This window comes from Austwickia sp., assembly GCA_016699675.1.
Lineage (GTDB): Bacteria > Actinomycetota > Actinomycetes > Actinomycetales > Dermatophilaceae > Austwickia.
In genome coordinates this window covers 1,946,529-1,962,554 of the sequence record CP064985.1, presented here as the reverse complement: position 1 = coordinate 1,962,554, position 16,026 = coordinate 1,946,529, and the positions used below count along the sequence as shown (strand labels likewise).

The 16,026-nt window shown below is 73.0% G+C and carries 12 protein-coding genes; 6 read left to right on the top strand and 6 right to left on the bottom strand.

Features of this window, described 5'->3' with window-relative positions; genetic code table 11:
• Window positions 1-295: 295 nt before the first annotated feature.
• The 3 genes from IPK37_08960 to IPK37_08950 all read right to left on the bottom strand — a co-directional run bounded on the left by IPK37_08960 (window position 296) and on the right by IPK37_08950 (window position 5,337).
• Window positions 296-2,998, bottom strand: coding sequence for a pyruvate, phosphate dikinase (locus tag IPK37_08960; GenBank protein QQS02413.1), 2,703 nt, complete (start codon window positions 2,996-2,998; stop codon window positions 296-298).
• 185 nt (window positions 2,999-3,183) lie between these two features.
• Window positions 3,184-3,774, bottom strand: a complete 591-nt coding sequence (locus IPK37_08955) for a Uma2 family endonuclease (protein ID QQS02412.1) — start codon at window positions 3,772-3,774, stop codon at window positions 3,184-3,186.
• A gap of 159 nt (window positions 3,775-3,933) precedes the next feature.
• On the bottom strand, window positions 3,934-5,337 hold the full coding sequence (locus tag IPK37_08950) for a M18 family aminopeptidase (GenBank protein QQS02411.1): 1,404 nt from the start codon (window positions 5,335-5,337) through the stop codon (window positions 3,934-3,936).
• A 149-nt stretch (window positions 5,338-5,486) separates the two neighbouring features.
• Here IPK37_08950 and IPK37_08945 point away from each other — a divergent pair, with 149 nt between their 5' ends.
• From IPK37_08945 to IPK37_08930, 4 genes are all read left to right on the top strand, one after another.
• A complete protein-coding gene (locus IPK37_08945; protein QQS02410.1) occupies window positions 5,487-6,992 on the top strand; it encodes a PQQ-binding-like beta-propeller repeat protein in 1,506 nt (501 codons plus the stop codon).
• Window positions 6,993-7,426: 434 nt separating this feature from the next.
• Window positions 7,427-9,727 (top strand): MMPL family transporter, encoded by a 2,301-nt coding sequence (locus IPK37_08940; GenBank protein QQS02409.1) that lies wholly within the window; start codon window positions 7,427-7,429, stop codon window positions 9,725-9,727.
• Entirely contained in the window at window positions 9,724-11,112 is a 1,389-nt protein-coding gene (locus IPK37_08935; protein QQS02408.1) for a sensor histidine kinase, read from the top strand. The genes IPK37_08940 and IPK37_08935 overlap by 4 nt, the downstream gene beginning before the upstream one ends.
• On the top strand, window positions 11,109-11,729 hold the full coding sequence (locus IPK37_08930; GenBank protein QQS02407.1) for a response regulator transcription factor: 621 nt from the start codon (window positions 11,109-11,111) through the stop codon (window positions 11,727-11,729). Before IPK37_08935 ends, IPK37_08930 begins: the two co-directional genes overlap by 4 nt.
• Before the next feature lie 52 nt (window positions 11,730-11,781).
• On the opposite strand, the gene IPK37_08925 is transcribed toward IPK37_08930, so the two are convergent.
• A complete protein-coding gene (locus tag IPK37_08925; GenBank protein QQS02406.1) occupies window positions 11,782-12,144 on the bottom strand; it encodes a DUF2249 domain-containing protein in 363 nt (120 codons plus the stop codon).
• A 194-nt stretch (window positions 12,145-12,338) separates the two neighbouring features.
• On the opposite strand from IPK37_08925, the gene IPK37_08920 reads away from it, so the two are divergent.
• Both IPK37_08920 and IPK37_08915 read left to right on the top strand, forming a co-directional pair.
• The gene (locus tag IPK37_08920; protein ID QQS02405.1) at window positions 12,339-13,130 is read left to right on the top strand and encodes a MarR family transcriptional regulator; all 792 of its coding nucleotides are present in this window, start codon (window positions 12,339-12,341) and stop codon (window positions 13,128-13,130) included.
• 106 nt (window positions 13,131-13,236) lie between these two features.
• A complete protein-coding gene (locus tag IPK37_08915) occupies window positions 13,237-13,836 on the top strand; it encodes a CBS domain-containing protein (protein QQS02404.1) in 600 nt (199 codons plus the stop codon).
• Between the two features lie 151 nt (window positions 13,837-13,987).
• Here the strand turns inward: IPK37_08915 and IPK37_08910 are convergent, their stop codons facing one another.
• Together IPK37_08910 and IPK37_08905 are read right to left on the bottom strand one after the other, a co-directional pair.
• On the bottom strand, window positions 13,988-14,410 hold the full coding sequence (locus IPK37_08910; protein ID QQS02403.1) for a hypothetical protein: 423 nt from the start codon (window positions 14,408-14,410) through the stop codon (window positions 13,988-13,990).
• Between the two features lie 185 nt (window positions 14,411-14,595).
• Complete coding sequence (locus IPK37_08905) at window positions 14,596-15,993, bottom strand: AI-2E family transporter (protein QQS02402.1); 1,398 nt, start codon at window positions 15,991-15,993, stop codon at window positions 14,596-14,598.
• Window positions 15,994-16,026: the final 33 nt, after the last annotated feature.

Here is a 16,026-nt window from a genome sequence, read left to right as displayed (position 1 = left end):
TGACCGTGTCCCGCCCGAGTGCGTTCCCGCCCCGAGGTGAGGCGCCTCAGCTCACGTCGAGACAGCACACGTACATACGTGTGCTCTCCCGCCTCCAAGTGAGGCGCCTCATCTGAGGGCGGGGTAGGCGGGGCGGGCGGGGTAGGCGGGCGGGGTAGGCGGGCGGGGCAGGCGGGCGGGGCGGGCGGGCGGGGCGGGCGGGGTAGGCGGGTGGGCACGTCGCGCGGCACGGCAACGGCCCGCCCCGACGTACGTCGTGCGTACGCCGGGGCGGGCCGTAGTTGGTGTCAGAGCCTCAGCGGTTGTCGCTGCCCGCCGCCGTGCCCGCGGCGCGGCCGGCCTCGAGGCGGGCGACCGGAACGCGGAACGGGCTGCAGGAGACGTAGTCCAGACCGACCCCGTTGAAGAAGTGGATCGACTGCGGGTCGCCGCCGTGCTCGCCGCAGACGCCGAGGTGCAGCTTCGGGTTGGCCGCCTTGCCCTCCCGGCAGGCGAGGTCGACGAGGCGACCGACGCCCTGCTGGTCCAGGGACTCGAACGGGCTGACGCCGAAGATGCCGGCCTCGAGGTAACGGCTGAAGAACGCCGCCTCGACGTCGTCGCGGCTGAAGCCCCACGTGGTCTGCGTGAGGTCGTTGGTGCCGAAGCTGAAGAACTCGGCGGCCTCGGCGATGTCGGCGGCGGTGAGGGCCGCGCGCGGGAGCTCGATCATGGTGCCGATGGGGGTGTCGGCCACGTTCTGGCCGGACCCCTCGGAGACCTGGTCGGCCACCTTCTGGATGGCCTCCTTCATGATCTCCAGCTCCTGGACGGAGCCGATCAGCGGGATCATGATCTCGGGCACCGGGTTCTTGCCCTGCGCCTTGAGCTCGGCGGTCGCCTCGAGCAGGGCCTTCGCCTGCATCTCGAAGAGGCCCGAGATGACCAGGCCGAGGCGTACGCCGCGCAGACCCAGCATCGGGTTCTGCTCGTGCATCCGCTCGACGGCCGAGGCGACCTTCTTCTCCTCGTCGGAGAGCTGCTCGCCCTTCGACTCGGCCACGGCCTGCTTCGCCGCGATCTCGACGTGGCTGGGCAGAAACTCGTGCAGCGGCGGGTCGAGGAGCCGCACGACGACAGGCAGCCCGTCCATCGCCTCGAGGATCTCCAGGAAGTCGCCCTTCTGCAGCGGCTCCAGGCCACCGAGGGCGTCGAGGCGCTCCTGCTCGCCGTCGGCGAGGATGAGCTTCTCGACCAGCGGGCGCCGGTCGCCGAGGAACATGTGCTCGGTGCGGCACAGGCCGATGCCCTGGGCGCCGAACCGACGGGCGCGGGCCGCGTCCTCCGGGGTGTCCGCGTTCGCGCGCACGCCCAGGCGGCGGGTCCGGTCGGCGGTCTTCATGAGGCGGTCCACCGCGCGGACCAGCTCGTCGGCCTGGATCTCCTCGTCGGAGAGCTGGCCCTCGAAGTACTGCACGACGGGCGGCGCCACGACCGGCACCTCGCCGGTGAAGACCTCGCCGGTGGTGCCGTCGATGGAAATGATGTCGCCGGCGCGCAGGACCTCGCCGTTCGGCAGCTTCATCGTGCCCTCGCGGACATCGATGTCGAGCTCCTCGGCGCCGCAGACGCAGGTCTTGCCCATGCCGCGCGCGACAACGGCCGCGTGCGAGGTCTTGCCGCCGCGGCTGGTGAGGATGCCCTCGGCGACCATCATCCCGGACAGGTCGTCGGGGTTGGTCTCGCGACGGACCAGGATGACCTTCTTGCCGGCATCGGTCGCCGCGACGGCGTCCGGGCTGGAGAAGCAGATCTCGCCGACGGCGGCACCCGGGGAGGCGTTCATGCCCTTGGCAACGCGCGTCTTGTCGGCGGCCGCGTCGAACTTCGGGAACATGAGGTTGACGAGCTGGTCGCCGTTGACGCGCTGGAGCGCCTCCTCCTCGCTGATCTTGCCCTCGTCGACGAGCTGGCAGGCGATCTTGAAGGCCGCCTCGGCCGTGCGCTTGCCGACGCGGGTCTGCAGCATCCACAGCTTCTTGTTCTGGACCGTGAACTCGATGTCGCAGAGGTCCTTGTAGTGGCCCTCAAGCGTGTTCATGATGCCCATGAGCTCGTCGTACGCGGCCTTGTCGACCCGCTCCATGTCCGCCAGCGACATCGTGTTGCGGATGCCGGCGACGACGTCCTCGCCCTGCGCGTTCTGCAGGTAGTCGCCGTAAACGCCGGAATGGCCGCTCGCGGGGTCGCGGGTGAACGCGACGCCGGTGCCGGACTCCATGCCAAGGTTGCCGAACACCATCGAGCACACGTTGACCGCGGTGCCCAGGTCGGCCGGGATGCGCTCCTGGCGGCGGTAGAGGACGGCGCGCTCGGAGTTCCAGGACCGGAAGACCGCGCGGACCGACTCCAGCAGCTGCTCCTTGGAGTCCTGCGGGAAATCCTTGCCGGTCTCCTCCTTGATGATGCCCTTGAACTTCTCGACGATGCCGCGGAAGTCGTCGGCGTCGAGGTCCATGTCGGAGGAGGTGCCCTTGGCGTTCTTGGCCTCGTCCATCACGTCTTCGAACCGGATGCCCTCGATGTCGAGCACCGTCTTGCCGAACATCTGCAGGAGGCGACGGTAGGAGTCCCAGGCGAACCGCTCGTTGCCGGTGACCTGCGCGAGGCCGTTGACCGACTGGTCGTTGAGGCCGATGTTGAGGACGGTCTCCATCATGCCGGGCATCGAGAACTTGGCCCCGGAACGCACCGACACCAGCAGCGGGTCGTTCGCGTCGCCGAGCTTCTTGCCGTTCTCTTCCTCGATGGCTGCGACGGCCGCGTCGATCTGCGCGGACATCTCGTCGGGCTCGCTGCCCTGCTCCAGGTAGGCCTTGCACGCTTCGGTGGTGATGGTGAAGGTCGGGGGCACGGGGAGGCCCATGTTGTGCATCTCCGCCAGGTTGGCACCCTTGCCACCCAGCAGATCCTTCATGTCCTTGTTCCCCTCGGAGAGGGCGTAGACGAACTTGCTCATGAGTACCTTCCCAATCGCGTTATCCCCGTACGTCGCAGTCGGGGCCGCCCACAGCCTAGGGGCTGTGATCCACGCTACTGGTGGGTCAAACGTCCTCTTTCGACCGGCGGACCTGCGAATTCATCGTCTGGACGCCCGATGGGCGATTTTCCCGGCCCACTCCCCGGATCTCGCCGTGACACCGGTCACACGGTGTGGCCGGGCTCTCCCTGGGGCTCGGTGCCCGCGAGTTCATGCGGGTCGACGCGCAGGAGCGCGCCCAGGAGCGGTACCTCGACGGCGGCGGCCACCCGCGTCTCGGCGTACCGTCCTTCGACCGGGCGGGTGAAGAACCCGACCTCGCCGCGGTGCCGGTCGACGACGAGGTAGGCGGGGATGCCGGCTGCGGCGTACTCGTCGCGCTTGACCACCCAGTCCTCCTGCCGGCTGGAAGGGGAGACCACCTCTACCACCAGCAGCAGGTCGGCGCTGTCCAGCCGCGGCACGTCGCCGGGCCACCGCCGCAGCCCGCTCACGTCCGGGCAGCGCACCGTGGGGCAGTCCGGGTCGGCGTCGACCGTGACGTCCATGTCGCAGACCACCTCGACGCCGGGCACGGCGTCCAGCAACCGCACCAGTCGGGTCACGATGCGCCGATTGCCGGACATTTCGCTTGCTGCCATGATCAGGACGCCCTGGACCAGCTCGTACCGCTCCTCGGTCTCGCCGAGGGCATCCCACTGCGGCAACGTCATGGCGGAGCCAACCAGCTCGCGTGCGGTCACGCTCATCGTCATCGGGCCTCCTCCTCCCCCAGTGTCGCGCGGGCCGTCGCGGGACGGAACCCCGCCAGGCTAGGCCCGCACGACAGCGCCCCCCGGAGGTTATCCACAGGGCCGACCGTTCGTGACCTGCCCTTTTGGTGCCATGGCACCCTTTGCGCTGGTCACGAACGGTCAGGCCGGCGCGAGGAAGGCGGTCAGCAGCGCGGCGTAGGCCGCCATGTCCGCCGCGCCGGTCAGCTCGCGCGCGGAGTGCATCGACAGCATCGGGGCGCCCACGTCGACGGTGACCGCGCCGGTCAGGGACGCGCTCATCGGCCCGATCGTCGAGCCGCACGGCAGGTCGCCGCGGGTCACGAACGCCTGGAGCGGCACCCCGGCCTGCTCCGCGGCGAGGCGGGCGGCGGCGATGCCGGTGGCGTCGGAGGCGTACCGGGCCTTGCTGTTCACCTTCACCGCCGGGCCGTGGCCGAGCAGCACCTGATGCTGCGGCTCGGCCCGATCGGCGTAGTTCGGGTGGACGGCGTGCGCCATGTCCGCCGAGCAGATCAGCGACCCCGCCAGGGAGCGCAGCACGTCCTGCCGGTCGCCGCCGCGCGCCAGGACGATCCGCTCCAGTACCGCGGGCAGGAACTGGGAGTCCCCGCCGCGGTTCGTCCGCGATCCCACCTCCTCGTGGTCGAAGAGGACGAGGAGGGGCACGTACGGCGCCCCGCCCGTCGCCGCCGTCGTACCGCCCGCGGCGATCCGTTCGCACGCCTCGACCAGCGCCTGTGTCCCGGCCCAGCACGAGCCGAGGTTGTCGAGGCGCGGCGCGGCGATGAGGTCACCGGTGCGACCCAGGCGCGTCGACGCCGTGAGGTCGTGCGTCATGAGGTCCCAGGCGAGAACGTCCGCGGGCGGCACGTCAAGCTGCTCGGCGAGCCAGTCCCGGAACGCCGGGGCCGCGCCGGTCGCCCCCCACACCGGCACGAGGTGGGCCTGCGGGTTCAGCGTCAGGCCGTTCTCGTTGACCCCGCGCTCCAGGTGGATGGCCAGCTGCGGGATGCGCAGCAGCGGCTCGCCGTGGCGCCAGAGGAGGAGCTGTACGCCGTGCGGCGCGGCGTCCCCCTGCCGTGCGCCGGCACGCACGGCGACCCGCCCCGAGAGGCCCAGATCGCGGTCGAGCCAGGAGTTCAGCAGCGCACCGCCGTACGCCTCCAGCCCGAGCTGGTCCCAACCCAGGCGCGTCACGTCAGGCTGGGGGCGGACCCGCAGGTTCGGTGAGTCGGTATGCGCGCCGACAAGCCGAAACGCCGGGACCGGCGCGGCGGGGGAGCCGGCGGAGCCGGGAGCGGCGGCCGAGCCGGGAGCTGGTGCCGTCGCCGGCAGGTGCACGGTGGACCAGGCGGCGAGGCTGCCCTCGCGGACCACGACGTACCGGCCCGGCTCCCCCGGCCACTCCTGCGTCTCGGCGAGCTCCACGAAGCCGGCCGCGACCAGCGCCGCGCGCGCGGTGGCGACGGCGTGGTACGGCGAGGGCGAGGCGTCCACGAACCGCAGCAGGGCGGCGGCGTCGCGATCGACGGAGTGCTCCATGTCGCCACTGTAAGTCGGCGCCGGGCCGAGCCGGTGGCCGTTCGAGCGCGGCGGCCAAACCGCTTGGGAATGCACGCTGCCCGCCGATTCGGCTGGTGAGAGCGCCGGGCCGACAGGTGGGCCCGGGCCACAGGGGAATCGGGGGCGCGATGACGGCGGACGCCACGCACCCCGCCGCGCACGCCCCCGTGTCGCGGGCGGCCCACCGGACCACGACGAGGGGACCGGGGGGTTCCGGGGTGTCCTCGGCCCGCCTCCTGCGCGTCGGCGTCATCGCCGCCACACTGGCCGGGCTGGCCGGCGTGGGTGCGTACGCCGTACCCCGGTTGGCCTCCCGCGCCGAACCGGCGGTCGTGTCCGCGCGCGACCTGGCCCCGGCGACTCCCACGACGTACGGCGTCGTGCGCGGCGGCGACCGCCCGCGACAGGTGCGCTGGAGCACGACCGCGGAAGACCTCCTGAACGATCCGGGCGCGATGACGCCCCGCATTCAGGTCATCACGGCGGGACCCCCCGCGGGATCGGACGACCGGCCCGACGGCCCGGTGCTTGCGCTGGCAAGCGGCGTCGGGGGCCTGGGGGCGCAAGCGACGGCGACCGCGCGTGTTGCCGGCATCGACTCCGCAACCGGTGAGATCCGCTGGCGGGGGCCGGTGTTGGGGGATGTCCCCGAGTGCGCCGCGACGGCGAGGCTGCTCGCCTGCGGGGAACGTACCGCGGACGCGGGTCGCGTCGTTCTCCTCGACCCCGGCGACGGCCGGGAGATCGGCCGCGTGCCCGTGCCCGGCCGGGTGGCGCGGATCGCGGTGGCGGGCGAGACGACGTACGTCGTGTCGGCGACCCCGGACGCCGACGGGACCCGCATCGATCTCACCCGGGTCGAACCCACCGGCGACGTCACCTGGACCCGCAGCGAGCACGGCGCCCCGGGCAGCATGCCGGGCGCGGTCCTCGTCACCGGCGGGGCCGTCGCCGTGACGGGCGTCAGCGTCGCAGGGCGGGAGTTCGTCGCCGCGGCCGCGGACGGGACGCTCGCCGCGGATCGGCGCCCCGGGGCGGCGATCGTGCCGCTCGAGGGGTCGGCCCAGCCCGTCGCCGCCAACGAAGGCGAGTGGTCGGCGGTCGCGGGCGGACCCGCCCTGGCCGGCATCCCCGCCGTCGTGGGCGCGCACGACGACGCCACGCGGCTGCCACTTCTGGCCAGCCGCTGGGCGAGCGCGGGCGGAACGGGGTCGGCGGCGGGTGAGCTGGTCGCGTACGCCGATGCCCGACACGCGCAGCCCGCCTGGACCATGCCGGCGGCCCGTCCGCTGGCCGCCTGCGGGGGTCGCCTCGTGGTGGCCAGCGCGGGGACCGCCGGGCCGGAGCTCGCGGCGATCGAGCCGGCCACGGGGGCCGAGATGTGGCGCGCGCCGATCGACGGGCAGGTCCCCACGTCGGCGGTGTGCACCTCCGGCACCGTGATCGTCAGCGGACGCGGCGGGTCCGGGAGCGTGACCGCCCTGCGGTTGGACACCGGGGCCGTGTCCTGGGCGTCCGCGCCGACCGGGCTCGCGCCCGCCGACGCCGAGCCGGCCCGGTTGACCGCGCGCGGTGAGGACCTGCTGGTCGCCTCGCGCCTGACCGGGTCAGCCCGGCTCGACTGCCTGGGCTGACGTCCGCCGGGGAATCCCGACTCCTGTCGAGTGCCCGGCAACCGAGGCCCCGTCCGGCGATCGACCGTTCGTGACCAGGCCTTTGGGTGCCATGGCACCAAACGCGCTGGTCGTGAGCGGTCGCCTTGTGGATAACCCCACAGCGGGATCACCAACCCAGCTTGGGTCACGTCACCCGGGGCGGCGGACCCCTCGAGCCATCGACCGTTCGTGACCAGGGCTTTGGGTGCCATGGCACCAAACGCGCTGGTCGTAAGCGGTCGCCCTGTGGATATCTTCCACATCGCATGAAAACCCCAGCTGATGAAACCCCAGCGGAGTTCAGCCGGCGGCACGTCCGCTGGGGCGGCCGTCGGCGCTATCCATCGAATGGTTGATGCCCGCCCGGTCACGCGGTCGATGCGCCCAAGCGCCCCAACGGGTGTGCTGGACACATGACGCTGGCCGATACCGACCCTTCCGCACAACCCGCCCCTGCTCCGGCTCCCACCCCACGCCGGCGCGGGGCTTCCCGGCCGACTCCCGACCCCGGCGGCGGCGCGCGCGGCACCCGCCGTACCGTCCCCGCGGCCCTCACCCGCCGCGGCGCGTGCGTGGCCCTCGCGATCGCGGTGCTGCTGACCGCTGGCCTGTTCGGCCTGCTCCGCGGCGCCACGAACGGCACCACGTCGGCGGCGGTCCCCCCGGATGCCGAGTCGGCGCGGGTGGCCGCCACAGCGGGACGGTTCCCGGACGCGGGCGTCGGCACCGTCGTCGCCGTCGTCACGCGCACCGACGGAGGCGCCCTCACGCAGGCCGACCTGGCGGGCGCGACGTCCCTGGCGACCCGGCTGGGGACGCAGGTCGACCGGCCGGTCCGCCCACCGGTACCCAGCCAGGACGGTCACGCGGCCGCCGTGCTCGTACCCCTCGTGACCGCCGACACCAACTCGGCAACCGGCGAACGGATCGAGGCGCTCCGCGCGGTAGCCCGGGCCGCCGCGACCCCCGGCACGCAGGTCCAGATCACCGGCGGGCCGGCGTTCGGTGCGGACATCGCGGGGGCGTTCTCGGGCGCGAACGTGCGGCTGCTGCTGGCCACGATCGGGATCGTGGGACTGTTGCTGCTGATCACCTACCGCTCCCCGATCCTCATGCTGCTTCCCCTGGCCGTGGTCGGCACGGCCGATCAGATCGCCGCGGCCTTGGCCGCGCGACTCGGGGACCGGCTCGGCTGGCAGTTCGACGCCGGCATCCTGTCCGTGCTGGTCTTCGGCGCGGGCGCCAACTACGCCCTGCTACTCATCTCGCGCTACCGCGAGGAGCTGCGCCGTACGGCGGACCACCGGGTCGCCCTGGCCACGGCGTGGCGGGGCACCGCCGGCGCGATCGTCGCCAGCAACCTCACCGTGGTGCTCGCCCTGCTCACCCTCGGGCTCGCCGCGCTGCCCGCCACCCGCGGCTTGGGGCTGGCCAGCGCGGTCGGGCTGGTGGTCGCCCTACTGGCCGTCCTGTTCGTGCTCCCCCCGCTCCTCGCGGTCATCGGGCGCCGCGCGTTCTGGCCGTTCGTGCCCCGGGCGGCCGCCGCCGGTGATGCCGGCCCCGCCGCCGCCGATGACGCCGTAGCCGCCCACCCCGCTGACTCGCCCACGACCGGCGTCTTCGGCCGCGTGGCGCGAACGGTCGTACGGCGCCCCGCGGTCGTCCTCGCCGCGAGCCTGGCGCTGCTCGCCGTCTTGGCCACCGGGCTGTTCGGCACCCGGGTCGGCCTCACCCAGGTCGAGAAGTTCCGGGTGGCCTCCGAGTCCGCCACGGGCCTCACGACCCTCGCCGAGCACTTCCCCGCCGGCGAATCCCAACCGCACGTCGTCGTCGCCCGCGCGGACCAGGCCCAGGCGGTGACGCAGGCGGCGGCCGCCGTACCGGGCGTCATCCGCGCCAGCCCCGTCGCCACGGCACCGGCCACGGCGACCGACCCCGGACTCGTGCGCATCTCCGTCGTCGGCTCGGCCGCGCCGGATACCACGGAGTCGTTCCGGGTGGTGGAGGAGCTGCGGGCCGCCACGCACGCCGTACCGGGCGCGGATGCCCTCGTCGGGGGTCCCACGGCCACGGAGTTCGATGCCCGCGCCACGAACGCCGCCGACCTGCGCCTGGTCGCGCCGCTCGTGATCGGGGTCGTCCTCGTCGTCCTGGCCGTTCTGCTGCGGGCGCTGGTTGCCCCGGTGCTCCTAGCCCTGGTCAACGTCGCGAGTGCGCTGGCGGCGCTGGGCGCGGGGACGTACGTCGGCACCCACCTGTTCGGATTCCCGGGGCTGGACGCCCAGCTCCCCCTGCTGGCGTTCCTCTTCCTCGTGGCCCTCGGCATCGACTACACGATCTTCCTCGCGCATCGGACCCGCGGCGAGGCGGCGACCTGGGGCACCCGCGAGGGCACCGTCCGGGCGGTCGCCGCCACCGGCGGGGTCATCACCAGCGCCGGCCTCGTGCTCGCGGGCGTCTTCGCCGCGCTGGGCGTGCTGCCGCTGGTCGTCCTCGGCCAGTTGGGCCTCATCGTCGGCCTCGGCGTGCTCATCGACACGCTGCTGGTGCGCACCGTCGTCGTACCGGCGCTGTTCGCCCTGGTCGGCGACGTCATCTGGTGGCCCGGCACCGCCCGGAACAACGCCGCCCGGACCAGTGCCGTCCGGACCGGCACCAGCCGGACCAGCGACGGCGCGGCGGCGGACGGCGGCACGGCTACCGTGAGGGAATGACCGAGCCGGCCGTGGCCCTGGCGGCGAGCGCCGAGCGCGTTGGGCGAGCGCACCGCACCGCCGGCTCGAGCGCGGGGCGGGCGCTCATCCTCGGCCAACACGGGCTGTTCGTCGCCCTCATGGTCGTGGCGACCGCGCGGGCCCTGCTCGGCGCGGCGCCGTCGGCCGCGGTGGCGCCGCTCGCGGGGGCTACGGCCGCCTGGTACGCGGCCGGAATTCCCCTCGGCCGCCGGGCCGCGGCGGGCGCGGCCCCGGCGTGGACGGGGTACGCCTGGTTCGCCGGCCTGGTCGCCCTCTGGGTCGGCCTGGTCGTGGCCTCGGCCGAGTACTCCTGGGTCGCCTTTCCCCTCTATCTCCTGGCGCTGCACCTGCTCCCCCGCCCGTGGGGGTGGGCGGCGGTGGCCGCGCTGGCGGTGGTCGTCATCGCGGTGCAGCTCACGTCCGGCACGGCGCCCGGCGGCCCCGGTCAGGTCCTCGGCCCGGTCATCGGCGCCCTGGTGGCCGTCGGCGCCGTGGTCACGTACGAACGCGTGGTCGCCGAGGCGGACGAGCGAGCCCGCCTGCTCGCCGAGCTCGTCGCCGCGCAGCGGGACCTGCTCGCCGCCAACGAGGACCTCGCGGCCGCGCAGCGGCAGGCCGGCGCGCTCGCCGAACGCGCCCGGCTCGCCCACGACATCCACGACACCCTCGCCCAGGGCTTCTCCTCGATCGTCCTGCTCAGCCGGGCTGGGCAAGGACGAGACGGTACGTCGGGGGCCGGCGCCACCCCGGACGTGCTGGCGCAGATCGAGGCCACCGCGGTGGAGAACCTGGCGGAGGCGCGCCGCGTGGTCGCGGCCCTCGCCCCGGCCGATCTCGATCAAGCCCCGCTGGCCGCGGCCCTGGGGCGATTGCTCGACCGCTTCGGTGCGCAGACCGGCGTGCGGACGTCGCTGTCCGTCGACGGCTCCCCCCTCGACGTGCCGACCGGACACGACGTGGTGCTGCTGCGGATCGCGCAGGGTGCGCTCGCCAACGTGCGCCAGCACGCCGGGGCCCAGCGGGTGGGGATCTCACTGAGCTATGCCCCCGACGCGACGACCCTGGACGTCGTGGACGACGGGCGGGGCTTCGATCCCGACGCGACGCTGCGCGACGCGGTCGGCCGGCCGCGCGGGCCGGCCCGGCTGCGGGCCGACGGCAGCGGTTTCGGCCTCGCGGCGATGCGCGCCCGGCTCGCCGACGTGCGCGGCGAGCTGGTCATCGAGTCCGAGCCCGGCGACGGGACCGCGGTCTCGGCGACGATTCCGCTGCCCGCTCCCGCCCGGGCCATCGCCCAGGCGACTGCTGCGATGGCTCGCGCGCCGGTTCCCTCGCCGGAGGCCGACGGAAAGGCGGACGCATGACGCCGCGGGTGTTCCTCGTGGACGACCACCCGGTGGTGCGCGCCGGGCTCGCCGCGCTGCTCGCCGGGGACCGGGTCTACGTCGTCGGCCAGGCGGCCTCGGGCGAGGAGGCCCTGGCCTACGTGCCGGCCGCTCGCCCCGATGTGGTGCTCATGGACCTGAGGCTGGGGCCCGGCATCGACGGGGTGACCGCCACCGCGCGCTTGCTCGAGTTGCCGGAGCCGCCGGCGGTGCTCATCCTCACGACGTACGACACCGACGCCGACATCATTCGCGCCGTCGAGGCCGGCGCCGCCGGGTACCTCCTCAAGGACGCCCCGCTCGAGGCCATCCTCGGCGCGGTGGAGGCCGCCGCCCGCGGCGAGACCGTCCTCGCGCCCAGCGTGGCCGAGCGGCTGGTCACCGCGCTACGCAAGCCGCCGGCGGCCCTGTCCGACCGGGAGCTGGACGTGCTGCGCGCGGTCGCCGAGGGCAAGGCGAACCGGGCGATCGCCCGCACGCTGTTCATCTCCGAGGCGACGGTGAAGACCCACCTCGTGCACGTCTTCGAGAAGCTCGGGGTGGACAACCGTACGGCGGCGGTCACGGCCGCCCGCGATCGGGGCCTGTTGCCCTGAGGGGATCGAACCGGTTCCTCGCCCCGCCCTTACCGAGTCGTGAGGTGCGGGCTCACGCGCGGGCGAAGGTCACCCGGTAGGCGTCGTCGTCGGAGGTCTCGGTGCTGACCTGGTATTCCCCTGGAAGTCGCTCGTGCAAAAGGTCCGCGATCGGGGCCGGGTCCTCGTGCGTGACGATGGTCACGGAGCCGGCCGGCGGGAGCCCCACCAGGACGCCGAAGATCGCAGACTGCCTGATCACGGGGTCGATGGTGCGGGCGTCAAGCATCGGCGTGCCGGTGGCTGCGTGGCCGCACGAGCCTCCGCCATGGCCCCCGCAGCCGCCGTGTCCGTCGCAGCCGGGGACGGTGCCGCACGACTCGCCCGTCGCCGTGACCTCGCCTGTTGCGCTGCCCTCGCCGTTCACGGCAGTCATCTCGGACGGCGGTGTGTCCGAGGAGTCATTTGTCACGGGGGCTACGGAGTCCGTCATCGTGATATCCCTTCACGGAGGCGATTACGTCGGGGGCGAGCCGCACGCCAGATCGTACCCCCCTCCTGGTGAGGCCCCTGGACGGGCCCACCAAAAATATCCTAGAGTGTTCCCGTGAAAAAAGGGGGTCGGGACTCGTGAGCGCTGCACCCGCCATTGACACCACGCTCGGGCCGCGCCCGGCCACGCCGCGCCGGGATCCGTTGACCCATTTGTCCGTGCCCCGGGCGTTCGTGCTCGAGAAGCTTGGGCAATTCGCCCACCCGACCACCGTCGCCGATCTCGCCGACGCCTGTGATCAGCATCCGAACACAGTTCGGGAGCACCTCGACGCGCTGATCCGGGCGGGCCTGGTCACGCGCACCACCGCCCCGGCGCGCGGCCGGGGCCGGCCCGCCATTCTGTACCAGGCCGAGCCGCTCGATGCGCGCCGCCCGCAGGTGCGTGAATACGCCGTCCTGGCCACCGCGTTCGCCCTCGAGATCGAGGCGACCCAGGAGGACCCGAAGGCGTGGGGCCAGGCCGCCGGCGTCCGGCGGGGGCTGGGGCTGGTCACCCCCACGGGCGAAGGAGCGGCCGCGGCTGAGGTCGCCACCCGGGAGATCCTGGTCCGGCACCACTTCGATCCGGTCGACGCCGCGGACGGCACGATCCGGCTGCGCCAGTGCCCGCTGTTGGACGTCGCGCGGGTCCACACCGACGTGGTGTGTTCGCTGCACCAGGGCGTCCTCACCGGGATCTACCAGGCGCACGGGGTCGCGGAGCGCGCCATGCGGCTGACGCCGTTCGCCCTACCCGGCTGCTGTCTGATCGAGTTTCCCCCGGATCCCGGCGCCGGTCCGCCGGTGCCGCCCGCGCCCGAGCCGTCTCGGCGGAAGCGGCGGACGGCCTCTCGGGACGACGCGGCCGGCCCGCCCGCGGCCCCCTGAGGCCCGGCCGCCGTCTTCGTCGAAACACCCGCTGACGCGACGGGTGGCGACCTGACACACTGGGCCCGACAGCGACCACCTCTTCCCCGATCCAGGAGAGTCCCTGATGCTCGTCCGCGAGATCATGACCGCGCCGGCTTACAGCGTCCACGAGGGCGACGAGCTTGACGGGGCGCTTCGACTACTCGCGGAACGCAAGATCACCGCGATCCCGGTGGTGGACGACGAGCACCACGTGATCGGCGTGCTCTCGGAGGTGGATCTGCTTCGTCGCGCGGTCGAGCCGGACACCCGGGCCCACGCGACGCCCCTGCACGAGGGACCGCCACTGCCCAAGAGCATCGGCGAGATCATGACGCGGGATCCGCGCACCACCACCGAGGGCGCCGACGTCTCCGACCTCATCGACCTGTTCATCACGACGTCGTTCAAGAGCCTCCCCGTCGTGCGCGCGGGCAAGCTCGTCGGGGTGGTCAGCCGCAGCGACGTCGTCCGCGCGCTGTGGCGCACCGACGACGACCTGCGCGACGACCTGGTGGCCGCGTTCCACGACTATGGGCAGGACCACTGGCACATCACGGTGCAGCACGGCGTGGTCGAGGTGGCCGGCGTCGGCAACGCCATGGAGCGCGACGTGGCGAATGCGATCGCGCGGTCGGTTCTCGGGGTTCGACGCGTCCACGTCGTGGTGGTCGAACCCGACTGAGCGAGCCCCACCGAGCGACCGACTGAACGAGCCAGGTTCAGCGAGTCAGGCTGACTCAACCAGACTGGCCGAAGGCGCCTGCCGCGGGACATGCGGCGGCGCCGGGTGTACCCCCCGAGTGGACACCCGGCGCCGCGGTCAAAGGGTCAGCTCAGGCGACGAGCGAGTCGTCGCGCGCCTCCGCGTCCTGCCGGGCGAGGTCCTTGCCGACGAGGTACGCCAGCGCCAGGTCGAGCAGCTCACCGGAGAAGGGATTGCCCTCCGGGCAGTTGTCCTCGTACGTCGTGTAAACGCGCTCCATGTATTCGATGCTCGCGTCCTCGCCGTCGCGCAGCGGCCCGGCGATGCGGTCCAACGCGATCTGCAGGGCGAAGAAGCTCACCCGGACACCGACGCCCTCGACGTGCTCGGGGAACAGCTCACCCGTCACGACGGCGATCAGGTCGCGGTCGGAGCTGGTGAGGGCGTCCAGGTCGTGCGGTCCGGCGTACAGCCAGCGCAGGTCGCCGGACACCGGTGCGCCAAGAGCGGCGGACGCCGCGCGCAGCAGGGGGGACAGTCCGTAGGTCGACATGTCGGGCTCCTTCTTGCCGTGGGTTGCACGTGGGGTGCAGTGCCCCGATGCTCCCTACATCGGCACCCCACGGCAGACCTGTAGGCACATACCTGGAAACCTCTGCCGGAGAAGATATTTCGTGACATTGGGCCGGCGTCGACGGCCCCGCGACGCCGTACGGCGTGCTTGCCCGGGAGGGCGCGTCAGCGCGCGACCTCGCCGATGACCCCCGAAGCGGCTCCGCCCTCGCCCGCCCCGGCCTCGGGATGCCCGGGCCCGCCGGCGGCGGTCTTCCCCGACCCCGGGCCGGTCTTGGCCGGGGGGAGGTGTGCGGGCGGCCCGGAGGAGGCCGGTACGCCGGGCGCACCGTGCGCTGTCGTGGATCCCCCGGTCTCCTCCATCGCCTCCTCGACCACCGACCCGGCGCGGACCATCTCCGGCGCCGGCGCGGCCGCGCCCTGTTCGGCCGCGGAGCCCCGCACGGCGGTGAGCACGTTGTTGATGATGGCGACGAACGGTACGGCGACGAAGGCCCCGAACGGTCCCCCCACGAGGGTGCCGCCCGTGACGGTGGCGAGGATCGCGAGCGGGTGGATGCTGACGGCCTTGCCGAGGATGTACGGGTTGAGCAGGTTGCCCTCCAGCTGAATCACGAGGAACAGCGCGATCCCCATGACCAGTGCCGTGACGGGCCCCTGCATGACCAGCGCGACCAGCATGAGGACCGCCCCGGCCGCGAGCATGCCGATCATGGGGATCAGCGACCCGATGAACAGCAGCACCGCCAGCGGCACCACGAGGTCCATCGCGGCGAACATCATGATCGGGACCATCGTGAGCGCGTTGATGAGGGCCAGCACGATCGTGCTGCGCATGTAGGCGACGAGCGTGCGCCAGGCGACGGCGCCGGCGACGAGGATGCGCGGCTGCTCCCGGCTCGGGAACAGGCCGACCACCCAGTTCCAGATGGTGCCGTCGTCGAGCAGCAGGAAGAGCAGGGCGAACAGGCACAGGATCGACCCGGTGATGATGCCGACGACGCTGGTCGCCGTCGCCAACGCGCCCGACGCGAGGTCGCCGCGGGCGTTGGTCAGCCGGCCCGCGAGATCGGTATAGGCGTTGTTGGCCTGCTCGGGGGACATGTGCGCCGGGCCGTTCTGCAGCCAGCCGAGGATCGCCGCGCTCGCCTCCTGTAGGCGGGTGGTGATCGTGTCCATGTTGGCCGTGATCTGGCTGACGACGAACCACATCGCGATGCCGATCGAGCCCACCCCGAGCAGGAACACGACGGGCGCGGCCAACGGTCGCGGAAATCCCGCGTGGACGGCCGAATTCACCAGCGGGCGAAGGATGGCGCTGAGCATGATCGCGACGGTGATCGTGATCGTGACCAGGCTGATCTGGTTGAGGAGCAGGAGCAGGACATAGAAGAACGCGATGACGATCAGCAGTCGGCCGGCGATCGCGGCCGCATAACGCAGCGCGTCTTCCGGGGCGGTCGCGGGGCCCTGGTGCGGCGGCGGCGCGTGCTCTTCGCGGGGGCGCAGGAACCGCGGCAGCCGAAGGCCTCGGGTCTTCTCGATCGGCTCCCGGGGGTCCACGGGGCTACGGTACGTCGTTCGACCGACAGCTCA

Excerpts from the sequence above, each read along its gene's own strand:
- IPK37_08930 (QQS02407.1), top strand. The coding sequence starts at position 11,109 with ATGACGCCGCGGGTGTTCCTCGTGGACGACCACCCGGTGGTGCGCGCC.
- IPK37_08955 (QQS02412.1), bottom strand. The coding sequence starts at position 3,774 with ATGACGATGAGCGTGACCGCACGCGAGCTGGTTGGCTCCGCCATGACG.
- IPK37_08925 (QQS02406.1), bottom strand. The coding sequence starts at position 12,144 with ATGACTGCCGTGAACGGCGAGGGCAGCGCAACAGGCGAGGTCACGGCG.
- IPK37_08940 (QQS02409.1), top strand. The coding sequence starts at position 7,427 with ATGACGCTGGCCGATACCGACCCTTCCGCACAACCCGCCCCTGCTCCG.
- IPK37_08915 (QQS02404.1), top strand. The coding sequence starts at position 13,237 with ATGCTCGTCCGCGAGATCATGACCGCGCCGGCTTACAGCGTCCACGAG.
- IPK37_08950 (QQS02411.1), bottom strand. The coding sequence starts at position 5,337 with ATGGAGCACTCCGTCGATCGCGACGCCGCCGCCCTGCTGCGGTTCGTG.
- IPK37_08960 (QQS02413.1), bottom strand. The coding sequence starts at position 2,998 with ATGAGCAAGTTCGTCTACGCCCTCTCCGAGGGGAACAAGGACATGAAG.
- IPK37_08910 (QQS02403.1), bottom strand. The coding sequence starts at position 14,410 with ATGTCGACCTACGGACTGTCCCCCCTGCTGCGCGCGGCGTCCGCCGCT.
- IPK37_08945 (QQS02410.1), top strand. The coding sequence starts at position 5,487 with ATGACGGCGGACGCCACGCACCCCGCCGCGCACGCCCCCGTGTCGCGG.
- IPK37_08935 (QQS02408.1), top strand. The coding sequence starts at position 9,724 with ATGACCGAGCCGGCCGTGGCCCTGGCGGCGAGCGCCGAGCGCGTTGGG.